The organism is Pseudomonas sp. Bc-h, from assembly GCF_002080045.1.
Lineage (GTDB): Bacteria > Pseudomonadota > Gammaproteobacteria > Pseudomonadales > Pseudomonadaceae > Aquipseudomonas.
Genome location: NZ_MUIN01000002.1, coordinates 1 through 17,504, shown reverse-complemented (window position 1 = coordinate 17,504; position 17,504 = coordinate 1). Strand labels below are relative to the sequence as shown.

Here is a 17,504-nt window from a genome sequence, read left to right as displayed (position 1 = left end):
CATGCGTCTGCTGTTGATCGAAGATGATGTTGCGCTGGGCGAAGGCATTCATCAGGCATTGAGTCGAGAGGGCTATACCGTCGATTGGGTCAAGGATGGCGGCAGCGGGCTGCATGCGCTGCTCAGCGAAGAATTCGATCTGGCCATACTCGACCTGGGTTTGCCCAAACTGGACGGGCTTTCAGTACTGCGGCGCCTGCGCGAAACCGGTTCCTCCCTGCCCGTTCTGGTTCTCACCGCACGCGATGCCACCGAAGATCGCATTGCCGGGCTCGACGCAGGTGCTGACGACTACCTGATCAAGCCCTTCGACCTCAACGAACTCAAGGCTCGGCTGCGCGCGCTGCTGCGGCGCAGCGCCGGGCGTGCGCAAGTGGCGATCGAGCATGCCGGAATCCGACTCGACCCTGCGACACAGCAGGTCAGCTACAACGCTTCTCCCGTATCCCTGACCCCCAAGGAGTATCAACTGCTGCACGAGTTGCTGTCTCCGCCAGGCCGGGTGATGACCCGGGAACGCCTGATCCAGTTGCTCTACGGCTGGAATGAAGAAGCCGAGAGCAACACGCTGGAAGTGCATATTCATCACCTGCGCAAGAAATTCTCCAGTGAACTGATTCGCACGGTGCGCGGCGTAGGCTATCTGGTGGAGGATCGCCATTGACCTCGATTCGTCGACGCACACTAACGCTGATCATTGGCCTCGTCCTCATCGGCCTGACGATCCTGACGCTGGTCAACGTCCATGACAGCAACCACGAGATCGCTGAAGTCTACGACGCGCAACTCGCCACCAATGCCCGATTACTGCAAGGGGTCATGCGCATGCCATTGGCGCGGCAGGAGCACGCCCAGTTGTATCAAGCGTTCAACCAGGCGTTGGGCCAGGCAGACCCAAAAGTCGATGGACACCCTTACGAGAGCAAGATCGCGTTTCAGGTGTGGGATCTTCAGGGCAATTTATTGGTGCATACACCCAGCGCCCCAAGTCTTACCCACGCACCGGGCTATACCGGATTCAGCGACATCAGCGATCTGGGAAAACACCAGTGGCGAACTTTTGTACTCAAAGATGAGGCGCACAACCTGCTGATCTGGGTTGGCGAGCGCGACGACGTGCGTTCGGATCTGGTCAATCGCATCGTGCGTCACACCGTACTGCCCAACCTCATCGGCAGTCTCTTGTTGATGGCAGCCATCTGGCTCGCGATCGGTTGGGGGCTCAAGCCACTGGCGGATCTGGCCGCCACGCTTCGGGGGCGTCACGCCGGCTCTCTGGAACCTCTGCAACTTGCGCCACTGCCCAGCGAACTGGAACCCATGCAAGCTGCGCTGAATCGACTATTGGGCCAGATTCAGGATGTGTTGAGCCGTGAGCGCCGCTTCATCGCTGACGCAGCCCACGAAATGCGGACCCCGCTCGCTGTGCTCCGAGTCCATGCGCAGAATGTGCTCGAGGCGCAAAACGATGAACAGCGGCGTGAGTCGCTGAACTACCTCGTCATTGGGGTAGACCGTACGACCCGCCTGGTCAATCAACTGCTGACAATCGCGCGCCTGGAGCCCGGCGCGGGCGCTTTGAAGACACAGCGAGGGGACCTGGTCGCCGCCGTGCGCGAAAGTCTAGTGCAGATGACGCCCTGGGTACTGAGCCGGGGGCTTGAACTGTCTTTTGAATGCAACGAACAGGCGCATCAACTCAGAACCGACTTTGCGGCTATCGACATCGCATTACAAAACCTGGTCACCAACGCCGTGAATTTTTCGCCCGAAAAGGCGCAGATCAACGTCACATTGACGTTTGACGATGACCGCTTCGAGTTGAGCGTTGCTGATCAGGGGCCAGGCATCAGTGAGTCAGATCGCGAGAGGCTGTTTGAGCGTTTTTACAGCAGCGGGAATGATCAGGGTGTCGGACTGGGCCTGACCATCGTGCAAACGGTCGCACGGCGACTGGGTGGCGAAGTTCGACTGGAAAATGCCGCCCCTACAGGGCTGGTTGCAACCCTCGCGGCGCCCGTCTCAGCAAAATAGTCGGGTGAAGCCGTAAAGTTCGGAAAAGCGCTCAGGAAGACAACGATTGATCTGGCCCTCAAGCGACGCTCTTTCTTACTATCATTGACACCAAGAGAGTCCACCAGGCCACCCCCAATGAACAGCTTCCTGGCGCAGGCGCAAAACAACCAATGGTCGAATCGGCGATTGCTCTCGGCCTGCTTCGCGTTAAGCCCCGAGGAATACGTGGCTACACGCACCAGCTTCTTTCCTTCGATCGAAAAAACGCTGCTGCATATCCTGGACGTAGATCTGTTCTATCTCGCCGCGCTGGAGTTCGATCTGGAAGGTCAACGCATAGAGCGCGCTGAAACCTTGTCGCTTCATCAACTGGCGCAGCTTCAATCAGCCGCAGATGCCAGGCTGATCGCTTATTGCGAGAGGCTGGATGACCATTCATTAACTCGTCAGGCGAAAGTTGTCCGGGCCGAGGGACTTGTACTGGAACGCGTAGATCGTCTGCTGCTGCACCTGTTCCAGCATCAGATCCATCACCGGGGGCAGGTTCACGCGATGCTCTCAGGCACCCACGTTGCACCTCCGCAGCTGGACGAGTTTTACCTCGATGGAGACCTTGCGCTGCGATCCAGGGACGAGGAGCGGTTTACCTTTCCAGCGCCGAATGCTTGAGTGCATCCGGCTCCCTCTTGGCAAAAATCCTGGGAGGGCGTGATCATCCCTACCCTGCTTGATCAGCGACGCCGCACGCGACCTTCAGCGCTCACCACCCAAGGTGCTTGATCGGCAACGATGCGTACCCCGCCGACCCAACGCTCTGCCGGCGAGTGATCGAGCCAGTTCGAGCGCCCCCCGAGCACTTGCTCACCCAAGTCAGTGATCCGGACAACACGCCTCTGCCATTCGCCTCCCGGCTGTTCATGCACCAATGGTTGTGGCGCATCGATCAGTGGTCGCAGCAGCGCATGGAACATCAGATCGCCCAGGTAAGGCAGCGGCTCATAGCTCATCATCAGATGGCCGAGGACTTTACCGCACGGTAGTTCGCCGTGGTCGGCCAGCACACGCAGCGTCAGACGCTGAGTCAGGCTCAAGCCATCGTCAGCGCCGGGAAGCTCCTGCAGTTGCCTTGCCAAAGCGGGCCCGAGGAGCGGCAATACCGAGTGCGTTTGTGATGCCAGCTGTGCCCACTCGCTGGGGTTCGGGGCTGTGTAGGCAGTCCATGCTACGCGGGCCAGTGCCAACGCGTCTTCACCCAACGGACGCCGCTGCGGCCAGAGCCAGGCCAGTAGATCAGGCGCTAGCTGCCCAATACCGATGAATCGCTCCACGCCGGGCACCTGGTTGATTTCAATCAATTCAAGCCTGCGCGGTAGAACAGGCAAACTTGCCAACAGCCGCACCAGAAACAATTGATCGTAGGCGTCCGCTTCGCACCACAGCACCAACTCGCTCTCGGCATTCAGTTGCGCCAGTGCTTTGCGCTGTATCACCTGGCGCTGTTGGATATCCCGGGCAGGCAGACCGAATGCCTCTGTTGCGAAAGCTGCGCGCACTGCCCAGTAATCATCGTCAGGTAACGCGGGGACCGGGCCCATGACCATCGGATCATCGAACATCTGAAACGAACCCGAAAAACCGGCAGTCCGCAGGCTGTGCTCGATGTCGTTACCGCAGCGCCAGTGTTGGACCGTTGCTTCACCCGTCGCTGCAAAACCCGGATGACGCGCGGCGAACTCAATCGCGTCTGCGTGCGCGATCAGCCTCGGCCAGCTGGCGAAGCCCGCCTCGCGGGCCACCAACCATTGTGTGTCAGCAAGTCGATAGTCAGGGCCAGGCAATCCGATCGCGTGCAACTGTGCACGGGTATCGCCAGCTTCGTTGGTTTTCAGCGCTTTCAAAAGACGCTTGGCGCGTTTGCGCAGCGAGGGTAGATCCAGAAGACCGTGGTGACGGGATGTATGTATGGCGGGCATGCCAACTCCTTACAGGGCTCGGTCCGCCGACAAGCCAGGAGCTGGAATGAAAAATTGAGGAAGCCTGCCTGGGTAACCCCTTCGCGCGGACCGCAGGCGCAGCAAACGCCCGAGCGCGGACTTTAGCGTGAAGGGCTGATGGAAGCAAAGACTGGTCGACGCTCCGTTACGTCTCAGGCGCCACCTTTTCCGCGCTTTCGGTGACCAGCACCATGCTTTGCGGTGACGACAGGGCAATGCCTAACTCGCGCAGGCGTCCGAGCACGGTGAACAGCAGGTCGCTGCGGGCGCCACCCACCGAACGTGGGCTGTTGACGTAGCCGCTGACGCTGATGATCACCCCGGTGGTGGTCAGATCCTTGAACGACACCGAGGGTGCCGGCGTCTCGAGAATCGCCTCATGCTCGGTGAAGGCCTGCAGCAACAGGTCTCGGATTTGCAGCACGTCGGTATCCAGCGGCAAGGTCAGGGTGATGCCGACCACCCCGAGCGCATTGCCCATGGTCACGTTGCGGACGTTCTGAGTGATGAATTGCGAGTTCGGCACGATCACCGTGGAGCGGTCCGACATCTGGATTTCCGTCGCACGCACGTTGATTCGGCGGATGTCCCCTTCCACGCCGGCCAGACTGACCCAGTCGCCGACTTTTACCGGGCGTTCGGTGAGCAGAATCAGCCCGGAAATGAAGTTCTGAACGATGGCTTGCAGACCGAAACCGATCCCCACCGACAGCGCGCTGACCACCCAGGTCAGGTTAGTCAGGCTGACATGCAACGTGGACATCACAACGATGGCGAGCAGGACGACGCCGATATACCCGACCAGCGTCACCAGCGATGCGCGCATGCCGGCGTCCATGTTGGTTTCCGGCAGTAACCGCTCGCCCAACCATTCCTTGAGGACGCGAATGGCCAGCATTCCAACGATCAGAACGGCGACGGCCAGCAGAATATCGCTGGGGGCGATGCTCAGGCCGCCCAGCGGTTTGCTGCCGAAATCCAGCTGCGTGAAGCCCTCGAGCAGTTCGCCCGGACTGGAGCCCGACGGCATGAAGGCCAGCACGATAGCGGTGAACAACAGCAATGTTCGGCCGATGCCCGCCAGCACGGTGCTCGCCTGTGCCTGATGGTGTGGCGAAAGACCCAGCGCCGCGCCCAGTGCTTCGCCACCCGGTTGTTTGGGCGAGAGCAGGGTCTCGCAGATATCCCCGAAACAGGCGATCAACAAATAGCCGGTAGCCGATACAACGCTTATCCAGAGCAGCTTCACCGTCAGGAAGTACGCCAGCGTGAGGTACCCGCTCAGTAACGCAAGCAGGCTGAACCCCACCCAGACGGCCACCACGAAGGGAATCAGGCCAGCGAAGCCCGGCAGACGATCAAGACCATGACGCCGGCGAGTGCGGCGATAACGCAACAAGGCGAAGAAGAACACCAGCGAAACGGCCAGCGCGGTAAGGCCGTTGACGGCCACCGTCAACGCCAGGGTGCTGGCGATCACGCTGTTGATCCGCTCCTGGGTACCGATGATCATCAGCGCCAGCGCCAGCAGTATTGGAAAGTGACCAATGGCCTCGGCGATCTGGTCAGGGATCGGTGGTAAACGCCAGGAGGAGTGAGAGAGCATCAACAGCGCGCGACCGAGGGCGAGAATGAAAGAGCAAAAGATGATCAGCGTCTGCATCTGGTTCAGCAGGTTGAACACGTCGGCGCTCAGTACCGCATTGGTATCGATGCCCCAGCGCAGCAACGAGGTGGCAGCGCCGATGGTCAGCACGGTGGTAAGCCCGACGGTCAGTGCCAACGCACTGCGTCGCAAGCGCCCCTCGGGCAGCCAGCGGATCATCAGCCAGATCAGCAAATGCTCCAGCAGGCGACGCCCTGCCACCCAGATCAATACCGCACCAAGCACAACGCAGAAAAAGAAAAGGCGCTTGCCCGGCGCAAGAGCGGTGTTGGCGGCGCTTTCTATATCGCTCAACAGCCCGTGCAAACGCCCCAGATCATCGTCGGTCGGGCGGATCATCGTCGACCAGAACACTGAACTGAGCGGGCTCGCCGAGCGCGTCGTGATCTGCGAATCAAAGAGACTGCGACGCAAGCTGAAGATCTGGCTGGCCAGATCACGGGCCGACTGGCTCAGCGTATTGGTCTTGCGCTCGTCATCGACCAGGGCGTTCTTCTGTGTCGTCAGGGTTTTGCGCTGGCTGCTGATGGCCTGCGGTTCGTCAGGCTGTACCGGACCGAGAATGTTGAGTTGATCGCTCAGGTGCTCGATGCTGGCGGCTTGCCGATCGATGAGCGCATCGGCCTGCTTTTGCACCAACAGCGCGGCCTGGCGCAAATCCGAGAGCAGATCATCCTTGGCGCTCCCGGACACTTTTTGCCGAATCTGATCGAGTTGATCGTTGAGTTGGTCCAGCGTCGGGCCTTCATCAGGGGCCTGCAACGCGCTCGGGTCGGCACTGGGAGCCGGCGTCGACTGAGCGAGCGCCGGAAGACTGACGGACAGCGACATCAGGACGAGCAGTCCAGCAAAAAAGCGGTTCAGCAAGGCGGGCTGCATTCTCATTACCTGTTCTGGGCGGCGGCGCGGAGAGCCTGCCTGCACGGGGTGCTTATAGCGAAGACCGCCAGTTTAGGGAAGTCGGGTGGCGGTCGCATCACCGCTAATCTGTTTCAGACGTCAGGCCCGTTACCAAGCAACTGCCTGAATCTGGCCGCCCAGCAAACAAAACGGGCCTAAGCATCGTGCTTGAAGTGCTAATCCGCGCGCATCAGATTCGACCTCGCGGCTCTATCTTTCACCCGATCGCCTGTAAACGGTTCGGTATTTCGTAGGGCTCACACCCACCGCGGCAGTGAAGTGCTGCCGCAATGAAATGCTCGATCCAAATCCACACGCCAAGGCAATGATCTCGATGCTGTGATCGGTGGTTTCGAGCTGCTGCTGAACTGCTTTGACCCGTTCGCTCGTGACCCAGCTGCCGAATGCCGACCCGGTAAGCTGCTTGAAATGCCTGGTGAAGCTGCGCCTGCTCATTGCCAGCCGGTCTGAGACCTGATCGATGGTCAGAGGTTGGTCCAGGCGTGCCCGGAGCCAATCCAGCAGTTGAGTGACACGTTCGTCACTCGCGTACTGAGGGACCGGATGATCGATAAATTGAGCCTGACCGCCCTCCCGGTGAGGAGACACGATCAATTGGCGTGCCAGCCCGTTCGCGACGTCCCGCCCATAGGTACGCCTGACAATATGCAGACAGCAATCAATGCCGGCGGCAACGCCAGCAGACGTAAGGATTTGATCCTCGTCGACATACAGAACCTTGGGGTCGACATCGATAGCCGGAAAATCCCGCGCCAGTTGCTCTGCCCAGCGCCAGTGGGTCGTCGCCCGTTTTCCGGCCAATAGGCCTGCCTGTGCGAGTACAAAGGCGCCCAGACAGAGACCCACCACGAGTGCTCCCCGCTCATGGGCGGATTTCAGCGCGTCAATGATCGGTGCCGGGGCCGGTTCAGCGACGTCTCGCCAGTTGGGGATGATGACGATGTCAGCGTTCGCCGCTCCCTCAAGGCCGTAGTCACAGTGGATTGCAAATCCTGCCGTGGTTTTCAGTGTTCCTGCTTCGCCGGCGCAAACCACGAGATCAAACCACGGCTTCTCCCCCACCCGGCGGTCATTACCAAACACCAGACAGGGGACCGAGAGATGGAACGGGCTGATCCGGTCAAACGCGATGACAGCCACCTTAAGTAAGTTGCCCATGAGCCTACCCCTCGAAAGTTGGCCCAATCCTATCGAATATCGACCATCGGGCCAATGGTGCTATACCGAGATTACGCCGAGACTCACCCTCACAAGCGGCTCACCGGGAGTCGCACTGAATCGAGAACCGCGCCAAGTGAAGCTATCGACTTTTTGCCTGCTGGGAGTACTCACGACTATGGCTACGCTGACAGGCGTTACTCAGGCCGCTGAACCTGTGGCTGCCGTCCCCTACACCACCCAATCGACCCACTATCACTGGGCAAGCGTGGACGGGGTAAAGATTTTCTACCGAGAGGCTGGTCCGAAAGGGGCACCGACTCTGGTCCTGCTTCATGGATTTCCATCTTCGTCGCGCATGTGGGATTCCTTGATCCCCTTGCTCGCGGACCGCTACCACGTAATCGCACCTGACTATCCAGGGTTTGGCAGAAGCGATGCGCCATCGAGCACGACGTATCACTACACCTTCGACAACCTGGCGCGCTCGATGAGTGGCTTGCTGTCCGGATTGGGCGTGAATGAATACACCTTGTTCATGCAAGATTACGGTGGCCCGGTTGGTTTCAGGATGGCCTTGAACGATCCACAGAAAGTGCAGGCAATGATCATCCAGAATGCCAATGCCTACACTGAAGGCCTGGGGGCCAAGTGGGCAAAAATCGCCGAATACTGGAAGTCCCCTTCTGATCATCCAGAAGTCCCTGAGGCGTTTCTTGGATATGAAGGCACGATGCGTCGTCATTTGGGGGACAGCCCGAACCCTGACCGCTACAACCCGGATACCTGGGAAGATGAGTTCGCCGCGTTGTCCCGTCCGGGCCAGCAGGCCATACAGTCTGCCTTACTGCTGGACTATCAGAGCAACGTCGCTTCGTATCCCGCATGGCAGGCTTGGCTGAAAGCCAACAGACCTCCCATGCTGGTGATGTGGGGAAAATACGACCCCTCTTTCATCGTGCCTGGGGCGATGCGATACAAGGACGACGTACCCGCCGCTGAAGTCCATATATTGGACGCAGGTCATTTTGCCCTTGATGAGAAAACCGAGGAGATAGCCAGTCTGACGCGCAAGTTCATGGCGCGTCAGCAAAAGTAAATGGAACATTGTGGGAGCCTGTCGAGGCCCTGATATTGCCTCCCGATCCGCCGCAGAGGATCATGCGCGGGATTTCTCCATCGTCCTGCCAAGCGAGCTCTATGTCAGCGCCTTCGACACCGCATCCACTGTTTGAAACCTATGCACGCTTTGGCGAGCTCAACTTCAGTTCGCTCAAACAGGAGTTGCCCGCCATCACTCAGTATCTGATGGCGTTTCCCGCTGATATCCAGGCTGTCGAAAGTTATCGTGCGGTGCGCAGCTTCTTGAAGTCTTACGCGGGTAATGAATCCACTTTCAACTCCTACCGAACCCACGTCGAGCGGCTGCTGCTGTGGACGTTGACCAAAGCCAGGATTCCCCTGCTGGACATGCGCCGCACCCATGCCGAAGAGTTCCTTGAGTTCTGCCTTGCGCCGGACCCTGGCTGGGTCGGGCCAGTGGTCAAATCCCGCTTCACGCGGCTGGGCGCACGCAAGAAAACCGCCAGCGACAGCTACGTCCTGAACGAGGACTGGAAGCCGTTCAGTCAGTCAGCCTCCAAGGAAGAACGCAAGCGAGCGAAGGAAGAGAACCGCCCTCTTCTTCAGGAACACTACAAACCGGCGCAAGGCTCGATTGCGCAGATCTTTGCAGTCTGCGGGAGCTTCTTTCAGCACGCGATTGATGAAGGCTTCTGCGAGCACAACCCGTTCAGGGCCGTTAAACAGAAGAGCAAATACAAGCAACGTACGACGGGCGATCAAGACACTCGGATTCTGACCTCGTTGCAGTGGGACTTTGTGCTGGAGACCGCAGAGCAACTGGCTGCGCAAGATGACAAGTACGAGCGAACGCTGTTTATCGTGGCGACGATTTTCGCGATGTACCTGCGCGTTTCCGACCTTGTAGGTCGTGAGAACTGGACGCCGAGCATGGGTGATCTGCGTCAGGATGGCGCCGGGAACTGGTGGTATCACGTCGTCGGCAAAGGCAACAAGGCCGGCAAGATCAGCGTGCGGGATGACTACATTGAAAACTATCTGAAACGCTGGCGGTTGCATCAGGGTTTATCGCCCCTGCCCGGCTTCCGGGAAACCACACCATTGATTGCCACTCGCCGGGGCCGCGCTGGATTGTCGGACCGACATATTCGCGTGTTGCTTCAGGAAGTTTTCGACCGTGCGCTTGAGCGTATGCAGGACGAAGGCTGGTCGGATGAAGACGTCGCTCGTTTGCGCGCCGCCTCGTTGCACTGGCTGCGGCACACGTCGGCAACCTTCGACGCACCTCACCGCGACATGAAGGACCTGCAGGTCGATTTGCGCCATAACAGCCTCAGCACGACGCAAAACGTGTACTACAACTCCGAGGACGAAAAGCGTGCGTATTCGGCCAAGCGGCTTCCCATGAAAGAGCGCAATTGACCCGCCACCGCAGAGCGAAAATCAGTCAGTCTTAGGTCGGAATCCATCGCTGAATCAATGTAACCGAGCGGTGACTCTTCTACAGGTTGACAGTCTGCTGGAGCGGTCGCTATAACTACACCGTTGTACGACGACAGACAATTCCAGGTCCGGTCACCCCTAAAAATAAAAATGTCGGTCACTATCATGAATTCGACTCGCTTGTTTATCCCCCTGTATACCCGATCCCTCCGCCCTTCGCTGGCTTCATGCCGCCACGGGACGTTCAGTCCGCCCGGAAACACCCCTGCGCACGTTCAAACCGAGCACTTGTTAGACGTCTGATGCCAGGCTCTGTGCCTCGGTGACGTATGCGTGCGCTCTCGCCCGAATGGGTCGAGAGAGCATCACCCCTCCAAGAATAAAAGTGATGCCATGAATCTGAACGAGTCTACCCATCCGCAAAGCTTCACCCAGGCGGCCACCCGGTCCGTCGGCAAATACCGCTGGACGATCTGCGCACTGCTGTTTTTCGCAACCACGGTCAATTATCTGGACCGTCAGGTGCTCAGCCTGCTGGCGCCTGATCTGTCGGCACAATTTGGCTGGAGCAACACCGACTACGCCAACATCGCGTCGGTGTTTCAGTTCGTTTATGCGATCGCGATGGTTTTCGCCGGCCGCGTGGTCGACAAGATCGGTACCAAGACCGCTTACATAGTCGCCATCGGCGTATGGTCCACCGGCGCAGTCATGCATGCGTTCGCAGTGCCGTTGGGGCAAGGCATCGGAGCGATCACCACCGCGCTCGGCTTCGCCGCCATTCCGGTGTCCATCGCCGGCTTCATGCTGTCACGGGCCGTTCTGGCGATTGGCGAAGCCGGTAACTTTCCGATCGCGATCAAGGCCACCGCAGAATACTTCCCCAAAAAAGAACGCTCGTTTGCCACCGGCATTTTCAACTCAGGCGCCAACGTCGGCGCGATTGCAGCGCCGATCTGCGTGCCGCTGATCGCTGCGATGTGGGGCTGGGAATCCGCCTTCATCGTGATCGGCCTGCTGGGTTTTGTCTGGCTGGGCGTGTGGATGGCGCTGTACGAAAAGCCGGATCAACAAAAACGTTTGACCGCCGAGGAACTGGCCTACATCCGCAGTGACGAGGCCGAACAGGTCAAGGTCGCTCCGGTGCCGGGCGCGCCAGTGAAAAAGGTCTCGTGGTTCAAGCTGCTGACCTACCGCCAGACCTGGGCGTTCGCCTTCGGCAAGTTCATGACCGACGGCGTGTGGTGGTTTTTCCTGTTCTGGCTGCCGACGTACCTGTCCGCGCAGTACGGCATGAAAGGCTCGGCCATCGTAATGCCGCTGTTCGCGCTGTACAGCATGACCATGGTCGGCAGTATCGGCGGTGGCTGGTTCCCGAGCTATTTCATGGCCCGTGGCGATAAACCCTACGACGGCCGCATGAAAGCCATGTTCGTTATCGCGCTGTTCCCGCTGGTGGTGCTGCTCGCGCAACCGCTGGGCTACATCAGCTTCTGGGTGCCTGTGCTGTTGATCGGCATCGGAGCGTCCGCGCACCAGGCGTGGTCCTGCAACATCTTCACCACCGTTTCCGACATGTTCCCGCAGAAAACCGTGGCCTCCGTGGTCGGCATCGGCGGCATGGCCGGCGGCCTGGGTGGCGTGGTCATGACCAAGATCGGCGGCTGGGTCTTTGACTATTACAAGTCGATTAACGATATCCACACCGGCTACATGATCATGTTCGCAATCTGCGCACTGGCGTACCTGGTGGCATGGACCGTAATGAAGACACTGGTCCCGCGCCATAAGGAAATCACCGATCTTTGATCAGCCCTACACCACCGAATTCCCACGGTCGCCCCGTGGATACAGGCGGGGCGCGTTTCGCCCCGATTACAACAAAAAAGGAAATATCGATGACCAGATCCAAACTGCTGTTGGGCTTTGTGTGTTTGTTTTCGGGCTATGTCGCTGCAGCACCCTCTGCAGACGAGCAAGATGTTGCCAAGGCAGTCGACAAGATGACTCAGGCGATGCTGCACAAGGACACCAAGGCCCTCGCCGCCCTGACTTCGGACAACGTCACGTATGGCCACTCCAGCGGCAAGATACAGAACAAGGATGAATTCATCGCGGACATCGAAACCGGTCGCAGCGGCTTCAAGACACTGCAGATGCTGAACCAGAAAATCACCATGGACGGCGACGTCGCTCTGGTCCGCAACCACTTCTCCGCTCAAGCCGTGAACAGCGGGGTGGAAGTCCCGACCGAAATCGAGAACTTCCAGATCTGGCAGAAACAGAAAGGCCAATGGCTGCTGATCGGCCGTCAGGCATTCAAGTTCTGACTAGCACTGGCAGCCCCGTCGCCGTGGGGGACGCTCTGTCCTCCACGGGACCACCCCGCGTCCCCCTATCGTCTTCCGACAAATCCCCCTAGCCTAACCCTGCATTCGTCGAGCCAAGCGCCCACCTTCCCTGCGCAGCGCGAGCACCTGCGCCGCCACACCCACCACGAGCGCCAGCGCGATCAAACCCAGCGCACCTTTGAGCAATGGTGAGTTCGGGTCGGTGACAATCGGGTGCCCATCCGGCACTCGGCGCAATGTCTCGGAGACGGTTGGCACCATCAGCAAGAACGCGGTCAGGCTTAAAAAAATGGTCTCCAGATACACACCTGCCCGCCCAAGCCAGGCCATGAAACCCACCGCGTAACCCGCGAGCAACAGCACGATGGTCGCCGCGCCGATCACCGGGCTGATGGGTTGATGGGCCACCAGAAATACCGTCAAGCCGCCGATCAGCATTGAGACGAAATAAGCGACTCCGGCCTGTGACCGAGGCACGATGCGCCCGTGCTTGATAAACATGTAAGCGGCCAGGGGAATGGCTGGCAGACTCCCGAGCGTGTGTACCCAGCCAAGGGCAGAGATCCCGAACATTCGGCTATTCCTTTTTTTCATTGGATGATGTGCATAACGCCGCAAACGCCAGCCAGTTGCCGACCCACCGATTGAAAGCGCTATGATTAGGGGCTTCAGACTAGTGAAAACGTGGCTGCACTGACATGACGGATCTACTCGAAAACTTGACCATTCTTCCAGAGATGCAGCTAGAGGGGCTGGCCACGGGGGATCTGCTCTCGCAAGTATTGGCACAGATTCGCCTGACCGGAGACCGTGTCTACTCCACCACACAAGCCCAGGGCCAACGCCTGGAACTGGACGAAAAAAGCTCGCACATCTGCGTTCTGCAAAAGGGTCAACTGCACATCACAGGTGCGGACGGCCAGACCCAGACCATCGAACAGGGCGACATTCTGTTACTGCCCCATGATTCGTCGTCGTTGAACATCACCGTTGCCAAGGGGCCTGCGGCGCTGGTCATCTGCCGCTTCTGGTTCGATGCCAGCAGCTTCCAGGCCATGCTGTTCGCCATGCCGTGGCTGATCCATATCAAACAAGCCGAAGCCGCAGCATGGGCTGAAGGGATCCTGCATTTCATGCTGATCGAGGCGAATGACACGCAGCCCGGCGGCGCCCTGATGGTGTCACGCCTCATCGACCTGACCGTGATCCGCATCCTGCGAACCTGGGTCCAACACGGCATGGCCTCAGGCTGGCTCGGCGGCTTGTCCGATGAGCGCATCGCCCGAACGCTCAGGGCCATCCACGAAAAGCCCGGACACCAATGGCGCATCGGCGCGCTCGCCGCGGTAGCAGGCATGTCGCGGTCCAGCTTCTGTGATCGGTTCAACACACTGGTGGGGCGCTCGCCCCTGCGTTATCAGAACGAATGGCGACTGACCTTGGCGAAAACCATGTTGGCCCGGCAAAACAGCCGCATTGGCGAAGTCGGTTTCGCGATTGGCTACGAGTCCGAAGCGTCTTTCAGCCGCGCCTACAAGGCGTTCTTCGGCCGCTCGCCTCGGGATGACAACAGCCAGGGTGAGATTCAGGAGCGGGATTGAACCGCGCCTTGAGGTGCTTTTCCGGTGACGGACCTTGCGGGCCTATTCGGGTGAGCGTCAGAACCTGGCCGAGAGCATTGCAGGTAAAGGACTCGGCGGTGCCATCCGGATGATCGATGCGCAGCACTTCGCCATCGGGTTTGCGTTCGAGCTTTGTCGTGTGATTCAGCGCATCGGTGACCGCGATCAGGTGAGCGCGGTCGTCGTAGGTGTAGAAGGTGCTTTTGCCTGAGCCGTCCTGAAAACGCTCGACCCGAGCCAAGCCATTCAAACAGACGTATTCGACATGTGCGACACGTCTTTATGACTGCAAGGCTATTAGAAAAATTGAGAGAGAGCTGTCTGGATTAAAAATCAAATAGACGTTTTAGCGTTTGCGCTCCCAGAACTAATTTCAATCAGAGTCACCGAATAACAACGAGCTAGCTCAACTCATGTCAATCGTGCTCCGCAGACCTCGGCATAGCCCCACGCGGAGAAACCAGTCCCCTAAGAGATAACATTGTCTCGAGGCTGAGTATCTTCCAAAAAAATTGACATCCACGTGTCCATTACCTCAAACACACCGACTCCGACCTCAGGCTGTAACGGTTCTTCATGCCACCATATAACTCCATTTTTATCATCCAAACTATTCAAATCAACTGCTAAGTAGTCCCCCCCGCCGTTAGACAACAAAGTCATCCACCTAGAAGCAAAGGTTGTATCTTCTTCATCGATCAGATCTGCAACACACATAAGATTTTCTATTTTCTGCGGCCCCATGGACTGAGCCGGAAAAAAGGTAAAACCGTTATGGACACGTTGATAGAACTCTGAAACTTTTCCGCTAAAGGGAGGTGCACTCCCAGCTTCCGGAAGACATGCATCAAGTGGAAGCCCACCGATGTAATAATAAAGACCGTTCGCATCGTGAAAAATATATATTAATTCAAGCGAGTTCCCATCCCAAACAGCAGTTCCAATTAAACCTAGTTCTAGCAAAGAAAGTACCCATGGGAGCTCATCAGCAAATATTTGCCAAGTCGCCGGAAATTTGGGAGCGCTCTCCGAATTCACTCCAAAATTTTTCCACTCACTTGGAATAACGGTTCCTGCCGGCAAATCCTCAGGGGAGAAGTAAACGTTACCTTGTAAATTTAATCTTGTAGCTTCTATCACTTCATCTAGTGTCATCGCAGCGCCCCTCAGGGAAGTAGGCTGTAAATTTTCTCTTGAAGCTCAACTTCAAGCTTGCTCGCACGCTCCATCATACTACTTCTAAATTGCGGATCAACATCAACACCGCCTTTTTTGTAACTAGTCCACTGTTCATAGGTCTTAGCACCCCTTGATGTGTTAGCAGTTTCACTCAACGGAGAGAAGTTTGGTTTGTAGTTAAGAACTTCGACTTGATTTTCGACACTCAATCGATTAAACCCATCCATCTGGGTAATTTGCTTCATCGGAACGACATGGTCTGCATGCAGAGGTTTTGTAATTTCCAGCCCCGGCAGGGCGGGATCTTTCATAGGGAGTACGATGCCCTTATTTACCATAGCCTGTATTTCTTTACTTGGTGTTCTAGCCCTCAACTTCTGGTAAGTCTCTGGAGACACCCCTCTAGCGCTTGCCGGAGGCATACTCGGTCGCCTTGAGATTTTAACATTCCCAAAATTCGACCCCAGCCCCTGCGTCTTGATCTCATACCGCGCATCAAACCACTTCCCGCCCTTAGCGCCTAACCCGCCACCCAACAGCGCCCCACCAAACGCCATCAGCTTCTGACCATCGGAGCCCTCGCCGAATAACTTTCCCCCGGCCCAATTACCGCCCAAGCCACCCGCTATACCTCCCACCAGGCCTGCGATGACTATTACGGGGCTGGCTAGTACGAAGGCGCTGGCGAGGCCGAGTCCCACCTAACCCGCCACCCAACAGCGCCCCACCAAACGCCATCAGCTTCTGACCATCGGAGCCCTCGCCGAATAACTTTCCCCCGGCCCAATTACCGCCCAAGCCACCCGCTATACCTCCCACCARGCCTGCGATGACTATTACGGGGCTGGCTAGTACGAAGGCGCTGGCGAGGCCGAGTCCCATAATGGCGCGTTCCAGCAATGCTGGCACTTCCGGATCGATGTCATCCGTGGTTTCAGTACCGCCCCCAATATGAACATTGGCAGACCCCGGCGAGGCCGAGTCCCATAATGGCGCGTTCCAGCAATGCTGGCACTTCCGGATCGATGTCATCCGTGGTTTCAGTACCGCCCCCAATATGAACATTGGCAGACCCAGCACTGATTTTCCCGTCACAGACAGTTAGGTCACCTACTCGTGCCGCAGGCATGCCGTTGATATGAACGGTGTCGCTGCCCTGAGCCAGAATTTGCGGCGCTGAGCTGTGTTGGTCGCAATGGGCGGTATCGACGTGAGCMCGGGCCGCTTCCTTGCCATTGACGTGTACGTTGGGCGACCCCGTCAAAATTTTTCCCGCGTCATGACACGCGAATGACAGGCTGCCGATCAACTGTCCAATACCTGTCTCTTATACACAACGGGCCGCTTCCTTGCCATTGACGTGTACGTTGGGCGACCCCGTCAAAATTTTTCCCGCGTCATGACACGCGAATGACAGGCTGCCGATCAACTGTCCAATACCGGCCCCGGTAGCTGCACCTGCACCGACCATTGCCGCGAGCGCCACTGCGCCTAATCCTCCGGTCCCGACAACGACGATACCCACCAGCACGGCACCTGCACCAATCGCCAGCCCCGCCAGAAGCCCGCCCAGTGCACTGGAGTGTTCAATCGGATCGTCGACCCGAGCGGCCGCCGCACTCATACCGACACAGCCCCTCCATCGGTGGAGTCGTGTGTATCAGGCCTGCGCAGCTCCAGGGTTTCGATAATGGAAAAGAACGCGGCGCGCTCTTCCGGGGTCATTCCGCCAGTCCCGTTGCTGGTCCCGGTGATCTGCATCAGCAAGGGTTGCTGCTGCTCGTCCTGGTGCAGAAAGATCACCTGCAACTGATGTACAGGTTGACCTTGCTGCCGCCATTTGAACTCCACCTGCCGTGCATCAACACCCGCTATTTGCGTCGGGAAAAGTGGCTCGATCCATTGCAGATGTGAGAGGGACTTCCCTAGTTCTTTGAGTAGCTGCTGCGCGACGGTTTCAAGATCGGCATCACCCTCCACAACCGACCGGCCAACAACGACAGACAAAGGGCTTGGCCCGATATCCGTACCGGCCAACAACGACAGACAAAGGGCTTGGCCCGATATCCGT

General features: G+C 58.1%; 14 protein-coding genes and 3 pseudogenes. 8 read left to right on the top strand and 9 right to left on the bottom strand.

The annotated features are described in order from the left end of the window. Window position 1: 1 nt before the first annotated feature. From BWR59_RS02190 to BWR59_RS02180, 3 genes are all read left to right on the top strand, one after another. Window positions 2-664, top strand: a complete 663-nt coding sequence (locus BWR59_RS02190) for a response regulator (RefSeq protein ID WP_081564014.1) — start codon at window positions 2-4, stop codon at window positions 662-664. Further along, window positions 661-2,034, top strand: coding sequence for an ATP-binding protein (locus BWR59_RS02185; protein WP_081564013.1), 1,374 nt, complete (start codon window positions 661-663; stop codon window positions 2,032-2,034). Before BWR59_RS02190 ends, BWR59_RS02185 begins: the two co-directional genes overlap by 4 nt. 117 nt (window positions 2,035-2,151) lie before the next feature. Then, window positions 2,152-2,685 carry a DinB family protein gene (locus BWR59_RS02180; RefSeq protein WP_081564012.1) on the top strand — a complete coding sequence of 178 codons (534 nt, stop codon included), beginning with the start codon at window positions 2,152-2,154 and terminating at the stop codon, window positions 2,683-2,685. A 62-nt stretch (window positions 2,686-2,747) separates the two neighbouring features. Here BWR59_RS02180 and BWR59_RS02175 read toward each other — a convergent pair whose 3' ends face one another. From BWR59_RS02175 to BWR59_RS02165, 3 genes are all read right to left on the bottom strand, one after another. Continuing rightward, window positions 2,748-3,989, bottom strand: coding sequence for a DUF1835 domain-containing protein (locus tag BWR59_RS02175; RefSeq protein ID WP_081564011.1), 1,242 nt, complete (start codon window positions 3,987-3,989; stop codon window positions 2,748-2,750). A gap of 166 nt (window positions 3,990-4,155) precedes the next feature. Beyond that, the gene (locus BWR59_RS02170; RefSeq protein WP_081564010.1) at window positions 4,156-6,555 is read right to left on the bottom strand and encodes a DUF3772 domain-containing protein; all 2,400 of its coding nucleotides are present in this window, start codon (window positions 6,553-6,555) and stop codon (window positions 4,156-4,158) included. Window positions 6,556-6,786: 231 nt separating this feature from the next. Then, entirely contained in the window at window positions 6,787-7,755 is a 969-nt protein-coding gene (locus BWR59_RS02165) for a helix-turn-helix domain-containing protein (RefSeq protein ID WP_081564009.1), read from the bottom strand. 178 nt (window positions 7,756-7,933) lie between these two features. On the opposite strand from BWR59_RS02165, the gene BWR59_RS02160 reads away from it, so the two are divergent. The 4 genes from BWR59_RS02160 to BWR59_RS02145 all read left to right on the top strand — a co-directional run bounded on the left by BWR59_RS02160 (window position 7,934) and on the right by BWR59_RS02145 (window position 12,611). Further along, window positions 7,934-8,854: an alpha/beta hydrolase gene (locus BWR59_RS02160; RefSeq protein ID WP_081564008.1), complete on the top strand. Its 921-nt coding sequence runs from the start codon at window positions 7,934-7,936 to the stop codon at window positions 8,852-8,854. Window positions 8,855-8,955: 101 nt separating this feature from the next. Further along, entirely contained in the window at window positions 8,956-10,260 is a 1,305-nt protein-coding gene (locus BWR59_RS02155) for a site-specific integrase (RefSeq protein ID WP_143490744.1), read from the top strand. A 414-nt stretch (window positions 10,261-10,674) separates the two neighbouring features. Beyond that, window positions 10,675-12,090, top strand: coding sequence for an MFS transporter (locus BWR59_RS02150; protein ID WP_081564007.1), 1,416 nt, complete (start codon window positions 10,675-10,677; stop codon window positions 12,088-12,090). An 89-nt stretch (window positions 12,091-12,179) separates the two neighbouring features. Beyond that, on the top strand, window positions 12,180-12,611 hold the full coding sequence (locus BWR59_RS02145; protein ID WP_081564006.1) for a nuclear transport factor 2 family protein: 432 nt from the start codon (window positions 12,180-12,182) through the stop codon (window positions 12,609-12,611). Window positions 12,612-12,704: 93 nt separating this feature from the next. On the opposite strand, the gene BWR59_RS02140 is transcribed toward BWR59_RS02145, so the two are convergent. Further along, window positions 12,705-13,205 (bottom strand): hypothetical protein, encoded by a 501-nt coding sequence (locus tag BWR59_RS02140; RefSeq protein ID WP_081564005.1) that lies wholly within the window; start codon window positions 13,203-13,205, stop codon window positions 12,705-12,707. A gap of 125 nt (window positions 13,206-13,330) precedes the next feature. On the opposite strand from BWR59_RS02140, the gene BWR59_RS02135 reads away from it, so the two are divergent. Continuing rightward, complete coding sequence (locus BWR59_RS02135; protein ID WP_081564004.1) at window positions 13,331-14,233, top strand: AraC family transcriptional regulator; 903 nt, start codon at window positions 13,331-13,333, stop codon at window positions 14,231-14,233. A 55-nt stretch (window positions 14,234-14,288) separates the two neighbouring features. Here BWR59_RS02135 and BWR59_RS31860 read toward each other — a convergent pair. The 5 genes and pseudogenes from BWR59_RS31860 to BWR59_RS02105 all read right to left on the bottom strand — a co-directional run. Beyond that, window positions 14,289-14,516, bottom strand: a pseudogene (locus BWR59_RS31860) (hypothetical protein); the annotation flags it as partial. Window positions 14,517-14,722: 206 nt separating this feature from the next. Next, window positions 14,723-15,409 (bottom strand): hypothetical protein, encoded by a 687-nt coding sequence (locus BWR59_RS31855; RefSeq protein WP_143490743.1) that lies wholly within the window; start codon window positions 15,407-15,409, stop codon window positions 14,723-14,725. 11 nt (window positions 15,410-15,420) lie between these two features. Then, a pseudogene (locus tag BWR59_RS32730) lies at window positions 15,421-16,128 on the bottom strand (type IV secretion protein Rhs); the annotation flags it as partial. A 281-nt stretch (window positions 16,129-16,409) separates the two neighbouring features. Continuing rightward, a pseudogene (locus BWR59_RS02110) lies at window positions 16,410-17,057 on the bottom strand (PAAR domain-containing protein); the annotation flags it as partial. After that, window positions 17,054-17,504, bottom strand: a 451-nt coding sequence (locus tag BWR59_RS02105) for a DcrB-related protein (protein ID WP_143490742.1), incomplete at its 5' end; no start/stop codon positions are given. The gene BWR59_RS02105 and the pseudogene BWR59_RS02110, both read right to left, overlap by 4 nt.